We start from the raw sequence: 21,583 nt of genomic DNA on the forward strand, positions 1-21,583 counted from the left end.
AAAATAATTACCGTTAGTTATCAAGATTTTGATACTAACGGTTTTTTTATGCTTAATTTTGAGATAAATAATATTCTTTATAAGTAGAATATGTATTTGTGTAAATGAAAAGTGTGTATTGCTATGAAATCAAATAAAGAAGCATTTCGCGATTATCTTAAATTAGAAAAAAAATATTCTCCACATACAGTCAATGCTTATTTGAATGACATTTTGTTTTTCGAAACATTCAATAAGGAGCGCTTTGAGCAAGAGAATATCGAACAGGTAAATTATAATCAAATCAGGAGTTGGATTGTTTCACTTGTGGATGATGATATTTCTAATGTTTCTGTAAATAGAAAAATGTCTTCCCTGAAAGCTTTTTACAAGTTTCTTTTAAAGACAAAGCAAATAGAGGTAAGTCCAATGCTGAAGCATAAGGCTCTCAAAACTCCTAAAATTGTTCAGATTCCATTTTCGGAAAAAGAATTAAAAGATTTGATGCAGCAATTTGGCGAACCTTCCGGATTTGAGGAAGTGAGAGATAAACTTATTGTAGATCTTTTTTATACCACAGGAATGCGTAGGGCAGAACTAATATATTTAATGAAGCACAATGTCGATTTGTCTTCAAGTGTGGTTAAAGTTTTAGGAAAGCGTAATAAAGAACGTATTATTCCCGTTTTGCCAATAATTACAGAGCAGTTTAATTTGTATTTACAAGAAAGAGCGTTAGTTGAGAAGATAGTCGATGAGGATTATTTTTTTATTTCTGCAAAAGGGTTAAAATTGAGTGAATCTTTTGTGTATCGATTAATAAATTCATACTTTAGTAAAGTCTCTGAAAAGGTAAAAAAGAGTCCGCATGTGCTAAGGCATACTTTTGCAACTCACTTATTAAATAACGGAGCAGATTTAAATTCAGTTAAAGAGTTATTAGGACATTCGAGTTTGGCATCTACACAAGTTTATACTCATAATAGTTTAGCAGAGCTTAAAAAGGTGTATAGTGATGCACATCCGAGAAACAAGTAATGATTCTTAAATGTTTAACCCTAAAATTTGTATTATGAAGGTAGATGTTCATGCAGTTAACTTTACTGTTGACAGAAAATTAGTGGATTTTATTCAGGAAAGAATGGATAAATTAGAAAAATATTACGATCGTGTTGTTTCGGCTGACATTTTTTTAAAAGTCGAAAGAACGAGTGATAAGGAGAATAAGGCAGTAGAGATTAAGGTTAATGTCCCGGGAGATGATTTTTTGGTTAAAAAACAATGCAAGACATTCGAAGAAGCGATTGAGCTTTCTGCAGAATCTCTGGAGCGTGTATTGGTAAAAAGGAAAGAAAAAATAAGAACACACATATAATTGAAAATTTTTTTTAAAAAATGTTTTGATTAAAAGATAAAATAGCTACATTTGCAGTCCGTTAGAAATAGCGGACTTTTTTATTGATATTGCCAGCGTAGCTCAGTTGGCTAGAGCAGCTGATTTGTAATCAGCAGGTCGTGGGTTCGAGTCCCTCCGCCGGCTCTAAAATATTTCAAATGCGATTTGAAATTTGTTCTTTAAAATTATGGAATAAAACAAATTTAGGTTCTTAATTTGGTTTTAGAATAATCTAAAATCTTAAGTCAGAAATCTAAGATTGTCCGGGGAGATACTCAAGCGGCCAACGAGGGCAGACTGTAAATCTGCTGTGTGAACTTCGCAGGTTCGAATCCTGCTCTCCCCACAAAAAGAAGTTAAGATTCAGAGCGAAGATTTTAAATTTAAAATCTATAAATACAATCTAAATCAGAACTCTCTGCCGACTTAGCTCAGAGGTAGAGTGCTTCCTTGGTAAGGAAGAGGTCACGGGTTCAATTCCCGTAGTTGGCTCAAGTAAGTAGGAAATTGAAAATTAATATATAACTAAGATTAAAAATTAAGTAAAATGGCAAAGGAGAATTTTAATCGTTCCAAACCGCACTTAAACATAGGTACAATTGGACACGTGGATCACGGAAAAACTACATTAACTGCAGCAATTACAAAAGTATTGTCTGATGCTGGTTACTGTCAAGCAAAATCGTTTGATCAAATCGATAACGCTCCAGAGGAGAAAGAAAGAGGTATTACTATTAATACATCACACGTAGAGTATGAAACAGCTAACCGTCACTACGCTCACGTTGACTGTCCAGGTCACGCGGATTACGTAAAGAACATGGTTACTGGTGCTGCTCAAATGGACGGAGCTATCTTAGTAGTTGCTGCTACAGATGGTCCAATGCCACAAACTCGTGAGCACATCCTTTTAGGTCGTCAGGTAGGTATTCCAAGAATCGTTGTTTTTATGAACAAAGTGGATATGGTTGACGATGCTGAATTGTTAGAGCTTGTTGAAATGGAAATTAGAGATTTATTATCTTTCTACGAATATGATGGAGATAATGGTCCTGTAGTTCAAGGTTCTGCTTTAGGAGGATTGAATAATGATCCTGCTTGGGTACCAAAAATCATTGAATTAATGGAAGCTGTTGATGCTTGGATCGAAGAGCCAGTGCGTGACGTAGCTAAACCATTCTTGATGCCGGTTGAAGATGTATTTACAATTACTGGTCGTGGAACTGTTGCTACAGGTCGTATCGAAACAGGTATTGCTAATACAGGAGATCCAGTTGAAATCATTGGTATGGGAGCTGATAAATTAACTTCTACTATTACAGGAGTTGAGATGTTCCGTAAAATCCTTGACAGAGGAGAAGCTGGAGATAACGTAGGTTTATTGTTAAGAGGTATTGATAAAGAATCTATCAAAAGAGGAATGGTTATCATTAAGCCAGGATCAGTAAAACCACACGCTACTTTCAAAGCTGAGGTTTATATCTTGAAAAAAGAAGAAGGTGGACGTCATACTCCATTCCATAATAACTACCGTCCACAGTTCTACGTACGTACAACTGACGTAACAGGAGTTATTACTTTACCAGAAGGAGTAGAGATGGTAATGCCAGGAGATAACTTGACTATCAATGTTGCTTTATTAAGCCCAATCGCAATGAGCGTAGGTTTACGTTTTGCTATCCGTGAAGGTGGTAGAACTGTAGGTGCAGGTCAGGTAACTGAAATCGTAGGATAATCCTATAAACAATTATAAAAAGCCAGTTGATTTTCTTAACTGAGATCACTGGCTTTTAATTTAATTACGGGCGTAGTTCAAGGGTAGAATAGCGGTCTCCAAAACCGTTGATGGGGGTTCGAATCCCTCCGCCCGTGCAATAAAAAATATATCAAATGACAAAAGTTACGAATTACTTATCAGAGGCTTTCGAAGAGTTAAAGTCAAATGTTACTTGGCCTGCTTGGGCTGAGGTTCAAAAATTGACAATTGTTGTGGCTGTATTTTCGGTTTTATTCGCTTTGGCAACATGGGGAGTAGACGAATTTTTTGCAAAAGCTTTGGCTGGATTTTTTAACTGGTTAAAAGGATAATTTTTTTGTGATGGCAGATAATAATGTGAAAAAATGGTACGTAGTAAGAGCTGTAAGCGGACAAGAAAATAAAGTCAAAGCTTACATCGAAACTGAGATTGCCAGATTAGGTATGGGTGATTATGTTTCCCAAGTTTTAGTGCCTACAGAAAAAGTAGTTACTGTAAAAGAAGGAAAGAAAATGTCTAAGGATAAAGTTTATTTCCCTGGATATGTTATGATCGAAGCCAACTTGGTTGGTGAGATACCTCATATTATTAAGTCTATTACTAGTGTAATTGGATTTTTAGGTGAGATCAAAGGAGGAGAACCTGTTCCTTTGAGACTTTCTGAAGTAAATAGAATGTTAGGTAAAGTAGATGAGTTGGCTGTAAATACAGATACCCGTGCTATTCCTTTCAACTTAGGTGAAACTGTAAAAGTGATCGATGGTCCTTTTAATGGCTTCAACGGAACAGTTGAAAAAATCAATGAAGAAAAGCGTAAACTTGAAGTAATGGTGAAAATTTTCGGAAGAAAAACTCCATTAGAATTGAGCTTTATGCAAGTTGAAAAAGTATAATTTTTGTTACATCTATAATAACCACCGTAATCGCTTCCAATGATTAAGGTGTTAAATTTTTTAAAAAATGGCTAAAGAAATTAGTAAGGTAGTTAAACTACAAGTTAAGGGAGGTGCTGCGAATCCGTCGCCACCGGTTGGACCTGCTTTAGGAGCTGCTGGGGTTAATATCATGGAGTTCTGTAAGCAGTTCAATGCTAGAACACAAGATAAACCTGGCAAAATATGCCCAGTACAAATTACTGTGTATAAAGACAAATCATTTGATTTTGTTGTTAAGACTCCTCCAGCTGCTGTCCAATTATTGGAAGCTGCAAAGCTAAAGTCTGGATCAGGTGAACCAAATCGTAAAAAAGTAGCTAGCGTTACTTGGGACGTTATCAAAGCAATTGCTGAAGATAAAATGGTAGATTTAAATGCATTCACAATCGAATCTGCAATGAGCATGATCGCTGGAACTGCTAGATCTATGGGTATAACTGTATCAGGAGATGCTCCTTTTTAATTAAGAGAAAGAAATGGCAAAATTAACAAAAAAGCAAAAAGAGGCTGCTTCAAAAATTGAAAAGAACAAACTATACTCTTTAAAAGATGCAGCTGCATTAATTAAAGTTATAGCTTCTGCAAAATTTGATGAGTCTGTTGATATCGCAGTTCGTTTGGGTGTAGATCCAAGAAAAGCGAATCAAATGGTTAGAGGTGTGGTTACATTACCTCACGGAACAGGTAAAGACGTTAAAGTATTAGCATTGGTTACTCCAGATAAAGAAGCGGAAGCTAAAGAAGCTGGAGCTGATTATGTAGGTCTTGACGATTATTTACAAAAAATTAAAGATGGTTGGACAGATGTTGATGTTATCATCACTATGCCAGCTGTTATGGGTAAATTAGGTCCATTAGGTCGTATTTTAGGACCTAGAGGTTTAATGCCAAACCCTAAAACAGGTACTGTAACTATGGATGTTGCAAAAGCTGTTGCAGAGGTTAAAGCTGGTAAAATTGACTTTAAAGTTGATAAAACTGGTATCGTACATGCAGGAATTGGTAAAGTTTCTTTTGGAGCTGAGCAAATTTATGACAATGCACACGAAATTATTCAAACATTAATCAAACTTAAACCAACTGCTGCTAAAGGTACCTATATTAAAGGTATTCACCTTACAAGCACTATGAGTCCTGCAATTGCATTGGACCCTAAAGCAGTATAATTGGTAGTTAATAATTTTTAGTATGACTAGAGAAGAAAAATCAATCGCGATTGAAGATTTAACTGCACAGTTAGCTGGTACAAATATTATTTATGTATCTGATATTTCTGGATTAAACGCAGAAACTACTTCAAGCTTGAGAAGAGCTTGCTTTAAAGCAGGTATAAAATTAGAGGTTGTAAAAAACACTTTGCTTGCAAAAGCAATGGAAGCTTCTGCTAATGACTATGGTGATTTACCTTCAGTATTGACTGGTAATAGTGCTATCTTCATTTCGGATGTTGCAAATGCACCTGGAAAAATAATTAAAGATTTCAGAAAAAAATCAGCAAAACCTGTATTAAAAGGGGCTTATATTAATTCTGAAATTTATATTGGAGATGATCAATTAGATGCATTAGCAACTATCAAATCTAAAGAAGAACTTCTTGGAGAACTTATTGGATTATTGCAATCACCAGCACAAAGAATTATTTCTGCTTTACAAAACAAATTCGCTGGTAGCGAAGAAGAAGCTGAAGCATAATAATTCAAACAGGGATTATTCCTTGTTGCTTAATTAGCGCACAATAAATAAATTATATTTTACAAATCATTTTAAACGATAGAAAAAATGGCAGATTTGAAACAATTCGCAGAACAATTAGTTAACTTAACAGTTAAAGAAGTTAACGAATTAGCAACAATATTAAAAGACGAGTATGGTATCGAGCCTGCTGCTGCAGCTGTAGTAGTTGCTGCTGGTGGTGGAGAAGGTACTGCTGAAGAAGCACAAACTGAATTTACAGTTGTATTAAAAGAAGCTGGTGCTTCTAAATTAGCAGTTGTAAAATTAGTAAAAGAACTTACAGGTTTAGGTTTGAAAGAAGCTAAAGATGTAGTTGACGGTGCTCCAAGCAACGTTAAAGAAGGTGTTTCTAAAGAAGAGGCTGAAGGTCTTAAAAAATCATTAGAAGAAGCTGGAGCTGTAGTTGAGCTTAAATAATTCAACTCAGTTTTAAGAACTAGGTTTAGGTCTTGAGTTAACTCAATGGCCTAAACCATTTTTCGTATAATAAAATATATCAATTTTATTATTCAATATTAGTTTAAAATACGAAAAAGTTTTTGATCAATACGAAGAAAAAAAATTAAGCTTTACTGGTTTATTTTTAAAGATGTATTGATTATAATAAGAAAGTATAGATTAAACAGTGTGTGTTTACACAAAAAATTACTTTTTTTTAATCAAAATTTTGTCCATTGATGATAACAAATCAGACTGAAAGATTGAATTTTGCCTCTACAAAAAATATCCCTGACTATCCAGATTTCCTAGATGTTCAGGTTAAATCTTTTAAAGATTTCTTTCAATTAGAAACGAAATCTGACGAAAGAGGCAACGAAGGGTTATACAACACCTTCATGGAAAACTTTCCAATCACAGATACAAGAAACAACTTTGTATTGGAGTTCCTAGATTATTTTGTTGATCCACCACGTTATACAATTCAAGAATGTATAGAGAGAGGTCTTACGTATAGTGTGCCTTTAAAAGCCAGGTTAAAACTATACTGTACAGATCCAGAACACGAAGATTTTGAAACTATTGTACAAGATGTTTATCTTGGAACAATACCTTATATGACTCCAAGCGGTACTTTTGTTATCAATGGTGCTGAGCGTGTAGTAGTATCTCAACTACACCGTTCTCCTGGTGTTTTCTTTGGTCAATCATTCCATGCAAATGGTACAAAACTTTATTCTGCCAGAGTAATTCCTTTTAAAGGTTCTTGGATAGAATTTTCTACAGATATCAACAGCGTTATGTACGCTTATATCGATAGAAAGAAAAAATTACCAGTTACAACTTTATTCCGTGCAATCGGGTTCGAAAGAGATAAGGATATCCTTGAAATTTTCGACTTAGCTGAAGAAATTAAAGTTTCTAAAACAGGTATTAAAAAATATATTGGAAGAAGACTTGCTGCACGTGTATTGAACACTTGGCACGAGGATTTCGTTGATGAAGATACCGGTGAGGTAGTTTCTATCGAACGTAACGAAATTATCCTTGATAGAGATACTATTATCGACAAAGATAATGTTGAAGAAATCATCGATTCTAATGTAAAATCTATTTTGTTACACAAAGAGGATAATAATCAAGCTGATTATGCTATTATCCACAACACGTTACAAAAAGATCCAACAAACTCTGAAAAAGAAGCTGTTGAGCATATCTACAGACAATTGCGTAATGCAGAACCGCCTGATGAAGAAACTGCTCGTGGTATTATCGATAAATTGTTCTTCTCTGATCAACGTTATAACTTAGGTGAAGTTGGTCGTTACAGAATGAATAAAAAACTTGGTTTGGATATTCCAATGGAAAAGCAAGTGCTTACCAAAGAAGATATCATTACCATTGTAAAATATTTGATCGAATTGATCAACTCTAAAGCAGAGATTGATGATATTGATCACTTATCAAACCGTCGTGTAAGAACAGTTGGAGAACAATTGTCTCAACAATTCGGTGTTGGTTTAGCGCGTATGGCCAGAACTATTCGTGAGAGAATGAACGTTAGAGATAACGAGGTGTTTACACCAATTGATTTGATTAATGCTAAAACATTATCATCAGTTATCAACTCTTTCTTTGGTACTAACCAGTTGTCTCAATTTATGGATCAAACGAATCCATTAGCTGAGATTACGCACAAAAGAAGATTATCTGCACTTGGACCTGGTGGACTTTCGAGAGAGAGAGCTGGTTTTGAGGTTCGTGACGTTCACTATACACACTATGGTCGTTTATGTCCGATTGAAACTCCAGAGGGACCAAACATTGGTTTGATTTCATCTCTTGGTGTTTATGCAAAAGTTAACGGAATGGGATTCATCGAAACTCCATACCGTAAAGTAACTGATGGTGTAGTTGATTTAGAAAGTACACCTATCTATTTAAGTGCTGAAGAAGAAGAAGGAAAAATGATTGCGCAGGCAAACATTGAAATGGATGCTTCAGGTAAAATTACAGCTAGCAATGTTATTGCTCGTGAGGAAGGTGACTTCCCGGTTGTTGAGCCATCTGCAGTACATTATACAGACGTTGCTCCTAACCAGATTGCTTCGATTTCAGCTTCATTAATTCCTTTCCTGGAACATGATGATGCGAATAGAGCCTTGATGGGATCTAACATGATGCGTCAGGCGGTTCCTTTGATCCGTCCGGAAGCACCAATTGTTGGAACAGGTTTAGAGCGTCAAGTGGCTTCAGATTCTAGAGTATTAATTAATGCTGAGGGAGATGGAACTGTAGAATATGTTGATGCAAACATCATTACTATCAAATACGACCGTACTGAAGAAGAAAGAATGGTAAGTTTTGATGCTGATGAAAAAACATACAACTTAATTAAATTTAGAAAAACCAATCAAGGTACAAGTATCAACTTGAAACCAATCGTAAGAAAAGGTGACAGAGTTATTCTTGGACAAGTATTGTCTGAAGGGTATGCTACTCAAAATGGAGAATTAGCTTTAGGTAGAAACCTAAAAGTTGCGTTCATGCCATGGAAAGGATACAACTTCGAGGATGCGATTGTAATTTCTGAAAAAGTAGTTCGTGATGATATTTTTACTTCTATCCACGTTGATGATTATTCATTAGAGGTTAGAGATACTAAGTTAGGAAATGAAGAGTTAACAAACGATATTCCTAACGTTTCTGAAGAAGCTACTAAAGATTTAGATGAAAACGGTATGATCAGAATTGGAGCAGAGGTTAAACCTGGCGACATTTTGATTGGAAAAATTACACCAAAAGGAGAATCAGATCCTACTCCGGAAGAGAAATTGCTTCGTGCAATCTTCGGGGATAAAGCAGGTGATGTAAAAGATGCTTCATTAAAAGCTTCTCCATCTTTACATGGTGTAGTTCTTGACAAAAAATTATTTGCAAGAGCCGTAAAAGATAAACGTAAACGTACTCAGGATAAAGATGCTTTAGGCGCTTTAGAAATGGAATTCGAAACTAAATTTGTTGAATTAAAAGACAGATTGGTTGAAAAATTATTCCTGATAGTTAACGGAAAAACATCTCAAGGTGTAATGAATGATTTGGGTGAAGAAGTTTTACCAAAAGGTAAAAAATATACTCAAAAAATGCTTTATGCAGTAGAAGATTTTGCTCACTTAAGCAAAGGTCAATGGGTTGCTGATGATGCTACAAATAAAATGGTTAATGATTTGATTCATAACTATAAAATTAAGCTGAACGACTTACAAGGATCTTTAAGAAGAGAAAAATTCACTATTACAGTTGGTGATGAATTACCATCTGGAATCTTGAAATTGGCGAAAATTTATATCGCTAAGAAACGTAAGCTGAAAGTAGGGGATAAAATGGCAGGACGTCACGGTAACAAAGGTATTGTTGCAAGAATCGTTCGTCATGAAGATATGCCTTTCCTTGAAGACGGAACACCGGTAGATATCGTATTGAATCCACTTGGGGTACCTTCACGTATGAACATTGGTCAGATTTATGAAACTGTTCTTGGATGGGCTGGTCAAAATTTAGGTAGAAAATTTGCTACTCCAATTTTTGATGGTGCTTCTTTAGATCAAATCAATGAATTAACTGATGAAGCTGGAGTACCACGTTTCGGACATACACATCTTTATGATGGTGGTACTGGAGAGCGTTTCCATCAAGCAGCAACTGTGGGTGTAATTTACATGCTTAAATTAGGACACATGGTTGATGATAAGATGCACGCACGTTCTATCGGTCCATACTCGTTGATTACTCAACAGCCACTTGGAGGTAAAGCTCAATTTGGAGGTCAGCGTTTTGGAGAGATGGAGGTTTGGGCACTTGAAGCTTATGGAGCATCAAGTACGCTACGTGAAATCTTAACAGTTAAATCGGATGACGTTATTGGTAGAGCTAAAACTTACGAAGCTATCGTTAAGGGTGAGTCTATGCCAGAACCAGGATTACCTGAATCATTCAATGTATTAATGCATGAATTGAAAGGTCTTGGACTTGACATTCGTTTAGAAGAATAAATAAAGTTTTCAGTTACAGTCTCAGTATTCAGATCAATCTGAAAGCTGAGACTGAAGCTGTTTATAAAATACAAGTTTTTAGGATTTATACCCGTAACCCGTTCCGATTTTTTATTTAAACTCTAAAAGTTTTATAATTAGCGCTTCAAGAATAAGTTTTGAAGTTTAGAGAAGTAACCCGAGGTAGTGACTTAATGAATGCCTATTCTAGGTAGTTGTAGGTTAAAATCAATTTTTTAATTGCAAATAAATCAATAGTAAAAACTATGATGAATAACAGAAACAATAATAAGGATAAAAATCCAGTTAAAAGATTTAATAAAATCTCTATTGGATTAGCTTCACCAGAATCTATCTTGAAAGAATCAAGAGGAGAGGTGTTGAAACCAGAAACAATCAACTACAGAACTCACAAACCAGAGCGTGACGGACTTTTCTGCGAAAGAATCTTCGGACCTGTAAAGGATTTTGAATGTGCTTGTGGTAAATATAAAAGAATTCGTTACAAAGGTATCATCTGTGACCGTTGTGGTGTTGAAGTTACTGAGAAAAAAGTACGTCGTGACAGAGTAGGACACATCAATCTTGTTGTGCCAATTGCTCATATCTGGTACTTCCGTTCTCTTCCAAACAAAATTGGTTATATCCTTGGTCTTCCATCTAAGAAATTAGATATGATCATTTACTACGAAAGATATGTAGTAATTCAGGCTGGTATTGCTAAAAATGCAGATGGAGAATCATTACAAAGATTAGATTTCTTAACTGAAGAAGAATATTTGAATATTTTAGATACTCTTCCACAGGAAAATCAATATTTAGATGACATGGATCCTAATAAATTTGTTGCCAAAATGGGAGCAGAATGTATTATGGATTTATTAGCACGTATCGACCTAGATGAGTTGTCTTACCAATTGAGACACAGTGCTAATAACGAAACATCTAAACAACGTAAAACTGAAGCTTTAAAAAGATTACAAGTTGTTGAGTCTTTCCGTGAGTCTAACTTAAACCGCGAAAACCGTCCTGAATGGATGATTATGAAAGTGGTTCCAGTTATTCCACCAGAATTACGTCCGCTTGTACCACTTGATGGAGGTCGTTTTGCAACTTCAGATTTAAATGATTTATACCGTCGTGTAATCATTCGTAACAACCGTTTGAAAAGATTAATGGAGATTAAAGCTCCTGAAGTTATCTTAAGAAACGAAAAACGTATGTTACAAGAATCTGTAGATTCATTATTTGATAACACTCGTAAAGCTTCTGCTGTTAAAACAGAATCTAACAGACCATTAAAATCATTATCTGATTCCTTAAAAGGTAAGCAAGGACGTTTCCGTCAAAACTTACTTGGAAAACGTGTGGATTATTCTGCTCGTTCGGTAATTGTTGTTGGTCCTGAATTAAAATTATTCGAATGCGGATTGCCAAAAGATATGGCATCTGAATTATACAAACCTTTCGTGATCCGTAAATTGATTGAAAGAGGTATTGTTAAAACAGTAAAATCTGCTAAGAAAATCATAGACAAAAAAGAGCCAGTAGTTTGGGATATCCTTGAAAATGTAATTAAAGGTCACCCGGTATTACTTAACCGTGCTCCTACATTGCACAGACTTGGTATTCAAGCTTTCCAACCAAAATTAATTGAAGGAAAAGCGATCCAATTGCACCCATTAGTATGTACGGCTTTCAACGCCGATTTTGATGGGGATCAGATGGCAGTTCACTTGCCATTAGGACCAGAGGCTATTTTAGAGGCACAATTGTTAATGTTGGCTTCTCACAATATCTTGAACCCTGCAAATGGTGCTCCAATTACTGTACCTTCTCAGGATATGGTCTTGGGTCTATATTATATGACCAAAGAACGTATCTCGACTCCAGAACATGTAATTTTAGGTCAAGACTTAACTTTCTATTCTGCTGAAGAAGTAAATATTGCATTAAACGAAGGAAGATTAGAATTGAATGCTCGTGTAAGAATCAGAGCGAAAGATTTTAATGACGCTGGAGAATTAGTGTATAAAATTATTCAAACAACTGCAGGACGTGTATTATTTAATGAAGTAGTACCTGAAAAAGCAGGATATATCAATGATGTATTGACTAAGAAAAACCTTAGAGATATTATCGGACACATTTTAAGTGTGACTGATGTACCTACTACGGCAGCTTTCTTGGACAATATGAAAGATATGGGGTATAAATTCGCATTTAGAGGAGGTTTATCATTCTCTTTAGGTGATATTAGAATTCCAGAACAAAAAACAAAATTAATTGCAGATGCCAGAGAGCAAGTTGAAGGTATTTCTGTGAATTATAATATGGGTCTTATTACCAATAACGAGCGTTACAACCAAGTTATTGACGTGTGGACTTCAGCAAATGCTCAGTTGACAGAATTAGCAATGAAAAATATTAGAGAAGACCAACAAGGTTTCAACTCTGTATATATGATGCTTGACTCTGGTGCGAGGGGTTCTAAGGAACAGATTCGTCAGTTAACTGGTATGCGTGGTTTGATGGCTAAGCCTAAAAAATCTACTGCCGGTGGTGGAGAGATTATTGAAAACCCGATTCTTTCTAACTTTAAGGAAGGTCTATCGATCCTTGAGTATTTCATTTCTACTCACGGTGCTCGTAAAGGACTTGCGGATACGGCTCTTAAAACTGCCGATGCTGGATACTTGACAAGAAGACTTCATGACGTTTCACAAGATGTTATTGTAAACATCGAAGATTGTGGTACTTTAAGAGGTGTTGAAGTTTCTGCTTTGAAGAAAAATGAGGAAATTGTTGAATCATTAGGGGAAAGAATTTTAGGGCGTGTTGCATTGCAAGATGTTATTAATCCTCTTACTAATGAAGTTCTGGTTGAGTCCGGACAACAAATTACTGAAGCAATCATGAGAGTTATCGAAGCTTCTCCGATTGAAAGAGTAGAAGTTAGATCTCCATTAACTTGTGAGGCTTTAAAAGGTATTTGTGCTAAATGTTACGGTAGAAACTTAGCTACTGGTAAGATGACACAAAGAGGTGAAGCTGTCGGAGTTATTGCTGCTCAGTCTATTGGAGAGCCAGGTACACAGTTAACACTTCGTACGTTCCACGTTGGAGGGGTTGCTGGAGGTATTTCTGAAGAATCTAGTATTGTTACAAGATTCAACGGTAGACTTGAGATTGAAGATTTAAAAACTGTAAAAGGTGAAGACAGTGAAGGTAATGCGGTAGATATCGTAGTATCACGTTCAACTGAATTAAAATTAGTTGATGAGAAAACTGGAATCGTTTTAAATACACACAATATTCCTTACGGATCTAGTATTTTCGTTAAGGATGGTGAAGTAGTTACTAAAGGATCTGTGATCTGTAAGTGGGATCCATATAATGGTGTAATTGTTTCTGAATTTACTGGTAAGATTGCTTACGAGGATTTAGAGCAAGGACAATCGTTCATGGTGGAGATCGATGAGCAAACAGGATTCCAGGAAAAAGTAATTTCTGAAGCTAGAAATAAAAAATTAATCCCAACTTTATTGGTTTACGGTAAAGAAGGTGAATTGATTCGTTCGTATAACTTACCAGTAGGAGCCCACCTTATGGTTGAGAATGGAGAGAAAATTAAAGCAGGTAAAGTATTGGTTAAAATTCCACGTCGTTCTTCTAAAGCGGGAGATATTACAGGAGGTTTACCAAGAATTACTGAGTTGCTTGAGGCTCGTAACCCTTCAAACCCAGCGGTTGTTTCTGAAATCGACGGTGTTGTATCTTTTGGAAAAATCAAAAGAGGTAACCGTGAAATTGTTATCGAATCTAAATTTGGTGAGATTAAGAAGTATTTAGTTAAACTTTCAAGCCAGATTTTAGTACAGGAAAATGACTTCGTAAGAGCGGGAGTACCATTGTCTGACGGTGCAATTACACCAGATGATATTTTAAGAATTCAAGGTCCGGCTGCTGTTCAACAGTATTTGGTGAATGAAATTCAAGAGGTATACCGTTTACAAGGGGTAAAAATTAATGACAAGCACTTTGAGGTAGTTATTCGTCAAATGATGCGTAAAGTAAGAGTTCAGGACCCAGGAGATACATTATTCCTAGAAGATCAATTAATTCACACTAAAGATTTCATCGTTCAAAACGATAAATTATACGGTATGAAAGTAGTTGAAGATTCTGGAGACTCTGCGGTATTGAAACCAGGTCAGATTATTTCTCCTCGTGATTTACGTGATGAAAATTCATTGTTGAAACGAAATGATAAAAATCTTGTTGTAGCAAGAGACGTAATTACTGCAACTGCAACGCCAGTTTTACAAGGTATTACAAGAGCTTCGCTACAAACTAAATCATTCATCTCTGCTGCTTCATTCCAGGAAACAACAAAAGTACTTAACGAAGCTGCTGTAGCTGGTAAAGTAGATGATTTAGAAGGATTAAAAGAAAATGTAATTGTTGGACACAGAATTCCTGCGGGAACTGGTATGAGAGAATACGATAACACTATCGTAGGATCTAAAGACGATTACAATGAAATGATGGCTAATAAAGAAGAGTATATCTATTAAATTAGGAAACTATGAGTAATTCGAACCAACAAGAACAAATTAATATTGAGTTAGACGAAACTATCGCAGAGGGAATTTATTCTAATCTGGCGATTATCAACCACTCATCATCAGAATTTGTTTTAGATTTTGTGAGTATTATGCCTGGTATTCCTAAAGCCAAAGTAAAGTCAAGAATTGTCTTGACACCACAACATGCTAAAAGATTATTAAAAGCAATTGGAGAAAATATCCATCGATTTGAAAACGCTCATGGCGAAATCAAAGAGACAGAACAAGCACCAATACCGCTTAATTTTGGTCCGGCAGGACAAGCATAAAGTACTAAAGCCCCATTTTTTTAAATGGGGCTTTTTTATTTCAGATAATATTAGAATAGATGTATTTCAACCGATTTAGTTTACTTTCATCGACTAAATTTCTTGTTTGCGATTTATTATCCTAAATTGGTTTCTCCTAATAAAATGGGATTAATTTGTTGGATATAATAAACTATTAAGGTTGCATTAATTCAAATTAAAAAAAAGCGCTAATGATCATTTAGCGCTTTTTTTATGCTTTTTTGTGTCGTTTTTATTGAACAATAATTCAGGATTGAAAATTAATTAACCCTCTTTCCAACCTTTTTACGGAAAATGTACTCTATATAAGTAAATAAGCATCTTCGAATAGAACTTAACTTAACAAAGTACGATATGAAAAAGAAATTCACCTTAGAGATATCAAGCCCCTGCTCTGAAAATTTTAATAAAATGATTCCCAATACAATTGGCTCATTTTGTAGTTCATGTGCGAAAAATGTAATCGATTTAAGTAAGAAATCGAATACTGAAGTGGCTAAATTTATTGCAGAAACTAAAGATCAAAATATTTGTGCCCGTTTGAAAGTAACACAATTAGATCACGAGTTTGAATACAATGAGACTTCTAAAATTAATAATCTGAAATATGCAGCAGTAGCCGCGTCACTTTTACTAGCTTCAAATGTTTCCGGACAAGAAAAAACACCGATTAAAACTGAAGTAAATTGCCCAAAACCTAGTAATTATTTACTGGGGAAAGTTGCTTCTAATAATACTGTTAGACAGGAATTAGTAATAACAGTTAAAGGGAAATTATTGGATGCTACAACAAATAAACCCTTTTCCTGTAAAATGTATCCAAATCTCGAACTTAGAATTAATGATTCTGAAAATGCATTTAGAATAAATGCTAAAACGGGAGAATTTTCTATTCCTGTAAAAGTTTTAAAAAGCAACAAAAGTCTAGTTGTTACGATTACTGGAGATGATTATTATCTTTCAAAAGAAATACCTTTTGCATTACAGGCTGTTAAGAATAATGTTTTAGTACAAGATATAATTGTAGAAGAAGGAGAACTTACTAAAATTATGATTGCCGGAGGATTAGGGATCAACTATAAGTAACATCTTAAATTGTATCGAAATAAAAAAGGCTGTCTAAAGTAATTTAGACAGCCTTTAAATGTTTTTCTTTAAAAAAAAAATTAATCAAATTCTGAAGTAAAGAATAACTTAACACTTGGATATTTATTTTGAGTCATTTGAATTGTAAAGTCAGAATCAGCTAAGAAAACTAATTGACCGTATTTATCATGAGCTAAGAATTTCTGTTTAATACGTTTGAATTCTTTAAACTCATCATTTTTAGCATCATCAGGTTTTACCCAACACGCTTTATGAACAGGGAAGTTTTCGTAAGTACATTTTGCGCCATATTCATGCTCTAAACGATACTGAATAACCTCGTATTGAAGTGCTCCAACAGTTCCGATCACTTTACGGTTGTTCATTTCTAATGTAAACAATTGCGCCACACCTTCATCCATCAACTGATCTACTCCTTTTTCTAATTGCTTAGCTTTCATTGGATCAGCATTATTGATGTATCTAAAGTGTTCCGGAGAGAAGCTAGGGATTCCTTTGAAACTCATTATTTCACCTTCAGTCAAAGTATCACCAATTTTAAAGTTTCCTGTATCGTGTAAACCTACGATGTCTCCTGGATACGAAATATCAACGATTTCTTTTTTCTCAGCGAAAAAGGCATTCGGACTGGAGAATTTTAAATTTTTCTTTTGGCGAACGTGATAATAAGGTTTGTTTCTTTCGAAAGTTCCTGAAACAATTTTTATAAAAGCCAAACGGTCTCTGTGCTTTGGATCCATATTCGCATGGATTTTAAAAACAAAACCGGTCATTTTTTCTTCAGTAGGATCTACTAAACGAGTTTCAGAATCTTTTGGTCTTGGAGACGGAGCGATCGTAACGAAACAATCTAACAATTCGCGAACTCCAAAGTTGTTTAAAGCTGAACCAAAAAATACAGGTTGCAATTTCCCATCTAAATAATCCTGACGATCAAATTTTGGATATACTTCGTCAATAAGTTCCAATTCTTCACGTAATCTGTCAGCTGGTTTAGCACCAATGATTTTTTCTAATTCAGGGCTTTGAACATCAGAGAAAGCAATAGTTTCTTCGATATTTTTACGGCTGTCTCCACTAAAAAGATTGATGTTTTGCTCCCATAAATTATAAATCCCCTGAAAGTCATAACCCATACCAATAGGAAAACTTAAAGGAGTAACCGTAAGTCCAAGTTTTTGTTCTACTTCATCCATTAAGTCAAAAGCATCTTTTCCTTCACGGTCTAATTTATTGATGAAAACAATCATCGGGATATTCCTCATTCTACAAACTGCGACTAATTTTTCAGTTTGTTCCTCAACCCCTTTTGCAACGTCGATTACAACAATAACACTGTCAACAGCAGTTAAAGTTCTAAAAGTATCTTCGGCAAAATCCTTGTGTCCCGGAGTATCAAGAATGTTGATTTTTTTTTCTTTATAATTAAAAGCAAGTACAGATGTTGAAACCGAAATACCTCTTTGGCGTTCGATTTCCATGAAATCACTCGTTGCTCCTTTTTTAATTTTATTGTTTTTTACAGCTCCTGCTTCCTGAATAGCCCCTCCAAATAACAATAACTTCTCTGTTAAAGTTGTTTTACCGGCATCGGGATGCGATATAATTCCAAATGTTCTTCTGCGTTGTATTTCTTTTAAAAAGCTCATATTTCGTATAAATAGGTTGCAAAAGTACTATTAATTACGGCTTAATAAAAATATTCACTTCTTAAATTAGGAAGTCTTTCGTTTTATTAGAGAGAAGTTGTAAGCAAAAAATAAGGCTGTCTTTTTAGAACAGCCTTGGAATTATTCATTTTAAAATTATTGGTTAAGCGACCAAACAGAATATCCTTTTGGCGGACATTGAATTTTTACCCATTTATCAGCTTGTGTTGTTGGATACCAGGTTGATGCTCCGGTAAAATCTTTGATCTGTGCATTTGCCCAATTGGTCTGAATCCATCTTTCTTGCCACGAGTTAGAGTTATTGATGTAAACAACTAATCCAGGATTTCCGTTGTATCCATTTCTTCTGGCAATATATTCATCATCATCAGCATATAAAATCGAAGTTGTACCTGTAGCTTTGTTGTTATGAATCCAGATCAGATTGTTTAATTTGTTTTTATCAAGCCATTCTTCATAATCTCTGTAAAATATTGTTGGATATCCTTCGTGAGTCAGGATATAAGAATAGGCTAGTAATTTGTTCGAAATTTCATCAGTATCATGATTCGTTACAAATGTTACTGCTTTGTATGGATTTCTTTTCCACATCATGTCGTCGTTTAATAACGCAAGATTATTTCCGTCGAATGCATCATTCATTTTATAATAACATGCAAAATCAAAAACAGAACTATTGGCATTATTGGCCCAGTCATTTAATACGTTTACATTCGAATCCCATAATTCTCCCACCGAAAAGCCACCTACATTAGCATTCCAGGAGTTAACAACCCAGGCACCAAACCCTTTTACATAGTCAAATCTCCAGCCGTCAAATTTCATTGTATTTTTATAGTATTTACCAACACCGTCGGCTCTTAACCACAACCAATTTTGAACATTTGGAGCCGCATGGCATAAATCGGGAAAACCTCCAAAAGAGCCCTCGTCGTTATTACCGTAGCTATTTTTGTAAAAATCATTGTAAGTACGTGGGAATTTTCCAGAAGCAACTCCGTTAAAGTTGGTCCAGGTATTCGTTCCTGTAAACGGATTCGCTTCAGATTGTCCGCCACTATTATGATTAATCACAATATCGGCGTAAACTTTCATGTTTTCGGCATGTGCATTAGTGATTAAACTTACCAATTCGGTTTTTGAACCAAAACGGGTTTCTAAAGAACCATTTTGGTTGTAATCTCCAAAATCAAAATAATCAGTTGGATCGTATCCCATAGAAAAAGCTCCATTTTGAGCCTTAGAAGCTGGCGGAAGCCAAATAGATCCAATTCCTGCATTTCCCCATGCGGCTACTTTACCACTTACAGTATTCCACCAGTTTCCTCCCGCAGGTACATCCCAATAAAAAGCCTGCATCATAACACCGCCGCCGGGATTGTCAACATACTTTCCGGTTGATGAATTAGAAGTTCCTGTACTAAACGGTTTTCCGTCGTGATGCGTAACATTAATGATTTCAAACTGTTGACTTTCAGCTCTTGCGTCTGCGTCGTTGGTTTCATTTTGCGAACAGGAATAAAAGAATGCAGTTGTTATTGCAAGCAAATAAATCTTTAGAATAGGTTTTTTCATAATAAGATTTTGGTTTAGGTTAGATAATAAAGTTTGTAATTTGATATTTATTAAAGGGTTTGTTGTGACTATTCGTAATTTTAGCCCTTCAGAATTATCAATTACTCATCTAAAGTATATGTTTTTTGATTTGGTTTATTTTTATAAGAAAATAGTTATACAGCGAAAACGTTGTAGTATTGATAACTTTTTATTTTATAGAGAAGTTAGATCTTTTTTGAATCTGTAAAATATTTCACTAAATTGATGATTTTGGGTGCTGTAGAAAGGATTTGTGCCATTTTTTAAAGTAATTAATCTCATATAAACAGTTGCTCAATATGAAATTAAGCTATCATCCATATAATTTTTTGTTAATAGTATAGCCGATAGTTGTATTATGTAATTGAATTGTTATTTTTGTTCGTTATAAGTTAAAAAGAACTAGATCTTAATTATTTAGTATTTTCAATACAATATCCGGGAAATACATTTAAAGTGATTGTGGTTTAAAACGAAATTCTAAAGCAAGATCTTTACATTCAAATTAAATTTAAAATAATGTTATTAAAAAAATTACAGTTAAAAACAATTGATTACAAATTAGTGTTGACAATGTGTTTTTTATTTTTTTTCAACTCAATCATTTCGGCTCAGGAAATTATTAAAGATACTGTGATCCAGAAACCAGTTCAACTACAACCTGGACAAAAACAAAAAATTGATGGTATTATAGCCAATGTGGGAGATTACATTGTTTTAGATTCAGATATTGATAAAGGATATTTAGAGATTACTGCTCAGGGAGGTTCTGTAAAAGATATTACAAGATGCCAGATGCTTGGTAAGCTTTTAGAAGATAAATTGTACGCACACCAGGCGATTCAGGATAGTATCGTAGTAAGTGATGCAGAAATAAGAGGTATGATGGATGACCGATTGAATTATATGGTTCAGCAGGTAGGAGATATCAATAAAGTAGTTGCTTATTACAAGAAAAATTCGGTAGAAGAGTTTAAAACTTATTTTTCTGATATCTTAAAGGAGCAAAAACTAGCTTCTGAAATGACAAAGAAAATTGTTGATGCCGTAGAGATTACACCAGAAGAAGTTCGTAATTTCTTTAAGAAAATACCAAAAGAGGAATTGCCAACTTTTGGAGCTGAGATGGAAGTAGCACAAATCGTGGTAGAGCCAAAAGTTTCTGCAGAAGACGAGCAAAAGGTAAAAGACAGATTAAATGCCATCAGAAAAGATGTTCTTGAAGGATCTAGTTTTGCAACAAAAGCAGTTTTGTATTCGCAAGATCCGGGATCTTCACCAAATGGAGGGTTTTATAAAATGACCAGAAAAACTCCATTTGTAAAAGAGTTTAAAGATGTTGCTTTTAGTTTAGGAGAAGGAGAAATTTCAGAGCCTTTTAAAACTACTTTTGGATATCATATTATTATGGTAGACAAAATAAAAGGACAAGAAGTTGAATTACGTCATATTTTAATTGCACCTACAGTTTCTGAGACAGCTTTGAAAGATGCTAAGGAAAGAATTGCGAACATCAGAGCTAAAATAGAAAACAAAGAAATTACTTTTGCTGAAGCTGCCAGAACAGAATCTGACGAAAAAGAAACAAGAGCAAACGGTGGAACATTGATAAACCCTAATACTCAGGATACACGTTTTGAGTTGACTAAAATGGATCCAACTTTATACAGCCAGGTTTCTAACCTGAAGGATAATGAAATTTCTCAGCCAATTTTAAATACAGATGATAAAGGTAAGAAGACATACAAATTAATTACTATCACTAATAGAATTGACGCACACACTGCTGATTATGCTAAAGATTATACTAAGATTAAAGAATTGGCATTGAAAGAAAAACAAATCACAACAATTTCAAAGTGGTTTGATACTAAAATAAAAGATACTTATATCAAAATTATTGGAGAGTACAGAGATTGTAACTTTGTATACAACTGGTTGAAAAAATAATTTTTATTAAATAAATAAAAAGAGTTAGTTTTATGAATTCATAGAGCTAAC

16 protein-coding genes and 4 tRNA genes are annotated in these 21,583 nt (G+C 34.7%); 18 read left to right on the forward strand and 2 right to left on the reverse strand.

What is annotated here, in order from left to right; translation table 11 throughout:
• Positions 1 to 123 precede the first annotated feature (123 nt).
• From B0M43_RS09950 to B0M43_RS10030, 17 genes are all read left to right on the forward strand, one after another.
• On the forward strand, positions 124 to 1,017 hold the full coding sequence (locus tag B0M43_RS09950; protein WP_078008490.1) for a tyrosine-type recombinase/integrase: 894 nt from the start codon (positions 124 to 126) through the stop codon (positions 1,015 to 1,017).
• Positions 1,018 to 1,051: 34 nt separating this feature from the next.
• On the forward strand, positions 1,052 to 1,354 hold the full coding sequence (gene hpf, locus B0M43_RS09955) for a ribosome hibernation-promoting factor, HPF/YfiA family (RefSeq protein WP_065448350.1): 303 nt from the start codon (positions 1,052 to 1,054) through the stop codon (positions 1,352 to 1,354).
• A gap of 91 nt (positions 1,355 to 1,445) precedes the next feature.
• Positions 1,446 to 1,519: transfer RNA gene (locus tag B0M43_RS09960), tRNA-Thr, on the forward strand.
• Between the two features lie 121 nt (positions 1,520 to 1,640).
• A tRNA-Tyr gene (locus B0M43_RS09965) sits at positions 1,641 to 1,721 on the forward strand.
• A gap of 74 nt (positions 1,722 to 1,795) precedes the next feature.
• A tRNA-Thr gene (locus B0M43_RS09970) sits at positions 1,796 to 1,867 on the forward strand.
• 55 nt (positions 1,868 to 1,922) lie between these two features.
• Positions 1,923 to 3,110, forward strand: coding sequence for an elongation factor Tu (tuf, locus tag B0M43_RS09975; protein WP_031456758.1), 1,188 nt, complete (start codon positions 1,923 to 1,925; stop codon positions 3,108 to 3,110).
• 66 nt (positions 3,111 to 3,176) lie between these two features.
• Positions 3,177 to 3,247, forward strand: a tRNA-Trp gene (locus B0M43_RS09980).
• An 18-nt stretch (positions 3,248 to 3,265) separates the two neighbouring features.
• Positions 3,266 to 3,463 (forward strand): preprotein translocase subunit SecE, encoded by a 198-nt coding sequence (gene secE, locus B0M43_RS09985; RefSeq protein WP_041517377.1) that lies wholly within the window; start codon positions 3,266 to 3,268, stop codon positions 3,461 to 3,463.
• 10 nt (positions 3,464 to 3,473) lie between these two features.
• Entirely contained in the window at positions 3,474 to 4,025 is a 552-nt protein-coding gene (gene nusG / locus B0M43_RS09990) for a transcription termination/antitermination protein NusG (RefSeq protein WP_029273444.1), read from the forward strand.
• A 67-nt stretch (positions 4,026 to 4,092) separates the two neighbouring features.
• Entirely contained in the window at positions 4,093 to 4,530 is a 438-nt protein-coding gene (gene rplK / locus B0M43_RS09995) for a 50S ribosomal protein L11 (RefSeq protein WP_007807442.1), read from the forward strand.
• Between the two features lie 13 nt (positions 4,531 to 4,543).
• Positions 4,544 to 5,233 (forward strand): 50S ribosomal protein L1, encoded by a 690-nt coding sequence (gene rplA / locus B0M43_RS10000; protein WP_007807440.1) that lies wholly within the window; start codon positions 4,544 to 4,546, stop codon positions 5,231 to 5,233.
• A gap of 22 nt (positions 5,234 to 5,255) precedes the next feature.
• Positions 5,256 to 5,759, forward strand: coding sequence for a 50S ribosomal protein L10 (rplJ, locus tag B0M43_RS10005; RefSeq protein WP_056195154.1), 504 nt, complete (start codon positions 5,256 to 5,258; stop codon positions 5,757 to 5,759).
• Positions 5,760 to 5,846: 87 nt separating this feature from the next.
• Positions 5,847 to 6,218 carry a 50S ribosomal protein L7/L12 gene (gene rplL, locus B0M43_RS10010; RefSeq protein ID WP_078008489.1) on the forward strand — a complete coding sequence of 124 codons (372 nt, stop codon included), beginning with the start codon at positions 5,847 to 5,849 and terminating at the stop codon, positions 6,216 to 6,218.
• Between the two features lie 260 nt (positions 6,219 to 6,478).
• A complete protein-coding gene (gene rpoB, locus B0M43_RS10015) occupies positions 6,479 to 10,291 on the forward strand; it encodes a DNA-directed RNA polymerase subunit beta (protein WP_065448351.1) in 3,813 nt (1,270 codons plus the stop codon).
• Positions 10,292 to 10,557: 266 nt separating this feature from the next.
• Complete coding sequence (gene rpoC, locus B0M43_RS10020; RefSeq protein WP_065448352.1) at positions 10,558 to 14,868, forward strand: DNA-directed RNA polymerase subunit beta'; 4,311 nt, start codon at positions 10,558 to 10,560, stop codon at positions 14,866 to 14,868.
• 11 nt (positions 14,869 to 14,879) lie between these two features.
• Positions 14,880 to 15,188 (forward strand): DUF3467 domain-containing protein, encoded by a 309-nt coding sequence (locus tag B0M43_RS10025; RefSeq protein WP_065448353.1) that lies wholly within the window; start codon positions 14,880 to 14,882, stop codon positions 15,186 to 15,188.
• 375 nt (positions 15,189 to 15,563) lie between these two features.
• Positions 15,564 to 16,295, forward strand: coding sequence for a hypothetical protein (locus B0M43_RS10030; RefSeq protein ID WP_078008488.1), 732 nt, complete (start codon positions 15,564 to 15,566; stop codon positions 16,293 to 16,295).
• Positions 16,296 to 16,375: 80 nt separating this feature from the next.
• Here the strand turns inward: B0M43_RS10030 and B0M43_RS10035 are convergent, their stop codons facing one another.
• Both B0M43_RS10035 and B0M43_RS10040 read right to left on the reverse strand, forming a co-directional pair.
• Positions 16,376 to 17,965 carry a peptide chain release factor 3 gene (locus tag B0M43_RS10035; RefSeq protein WP_065448355.1) on the reverse strand — a complete coding sequence of 530 codons (1,590 nt, stop codon included), beginning with the start codon at positions 17,963 to 17,965 and terminating at the stop codon, positions 16,376 to 16,378.
• Positions 17,966 to 18,121: 156 nt separating this feature from the next.
• Entirely contained in the window at positions 18,122 to 19,561 is a 1,440-nt protein-coding gene (locus tag B0M43_RS10040) for an alpha-amylase (RefSeq protein WP_078008487.1), read from the reverse strand.
• A gap of 540 nt (positions 19,562 to 20,101) precedes the next feature.
• On the opposite strand from B0M43_RS10040, the gene B0M43_RS10045 reads away from it, so the two are divergent.
• Positions 20,102 to 21,532: a peptidylprolyl isomerase gene (locus B0M43_RS10045; RefSeq protein WP_078008486.1), complete on the forward strand. Its 1,431-nt coding sequence runs from the start codon at positions 20,102 to 20,104 to the stop codon at positions 21,530 to 21,532.
• The last annotated feature ends 51 nt before the right edge of the window (positions 21,533 to 21,583 follow it).

This window comes from Flavobacterium sp. KBS0721, assembly GCF_002007065.3.
In the GTDB taxonomy this organism is placed as follows: Bacteria; Bacteroidota; Bacteroidia; order Flavobacteriales; family Flavobacteriaceae; genus Flavobacterium; species Flavobacterium piscis.

Excerpts from the sequence above, each read along its gene's own strand:
- B0M43_RS09950 (WP_078008490.1), top strand. The coding sequence starts at position 124 with ATGAAATCAAATAAAGAAGCATTTCGCGATTATCTTAAATTAGAAAAA.
- hpf (WP_065448350.1), top strand. The coding sequence starts at position 1,052 with ATGAAGGTAGATGTTCATGCAGTTAACTTTACTGTTGACAGAAAATTA.
- tuf (WP_031456758.1), top strand. The coding sequence starts at position 1,923 with ATGGCAAAGGAGAATTTTAATCGTTCCAAACCGCACTTAAACATAGGT.
- secE (WP_041517377.1), top strand. The coding sequence starts at position 3,266 with ATGACAAAAGTTACGAATTACTTATCAGAGGCTTTCGAAGAGTTAAAG.
- nusG (WP_029273444.1), top strand. The coding sequence starts at position 3,474 with ATGGCAGATAATAATGTGAAAAAATGGTACGTAGTAAGAGCTGTAAGC.
- rplK (WP_007807442.1), top strand. The coding sequence starts at position 4,093 with ATGGCTAAAGAAATTAGTAAGGTAGTTAAACTACAAGTTAAGGGAGGT.
- rplA (WP_007807440.1), top strand. The coding sequence starts at position 4,544 with ATGGCAAAATTAACAAAAAAGCAAAAAGAGGCTGCTTCAAAAATTGAA.
- rplJ (WP_056195154.1), top strand. The coding sequence starts at position 5,256 with ATGACTAGAGAAGAAAAATCAATCGCGATTGAAGATTTAACTGCACAG.
- rplL (WP_078008489.1), top strand. The coding sequence starts at position 5,847 with ATGGCAGATTTGAAACAATTCGCAGAACAATTAGTTAACTTAACAGTT.
- rpoB (WP_065448351.1), top strand. The coding sequence starts at position 6,479 with ATGATAACAAATCAGACTGAAAGATTGAATTTTGCCTCTACAAAAAAT.
- rpoC (WP_065448352.1), top strand. The coding sequence starts at position 10,558 with ATGATGAATAACAGAAACAATAATAAGGATAAAAATCCAGTTAAAAGA.
- B0M43_RS10025 (WP_065448353.1), top strand. The coding sequence starts at position 14,880 with ATGAGTAATTCGAACCAACAAGAACAAATTAATATTGAGTTAGACGAA.
- B0M43_RS10030 (WP_078008488.1), top strand. The coding sequence starts at position 15,564 with ATGAAAAAGAAATTCACCTTAGAGATATCAAGCCCCTGCTCTGAAAAT.
- B0M43_RS10035 (WP_065448355.1), bottom strand. The coding sequence starts at position 17,965 with ATGAGCTTTTTAAAAGAAATACAACGCAGAAGAACATTTGGAATTATA.
- B0M43_RS10040 (WP_078008487.1), bottom strand. The coding sequence starts at position 19,561 with ATGAAAAAACCTATTCTAAAGATTTATTTGCTTGCAATAACAACTGCA.
- B0M43_RS10045 (WP_078008486.1), top strand. The coding sequence starts at position 20,102 with ATGTTATTAAAAAAATTACAGTTAAAAACAATTGATTACAAATTAGTG.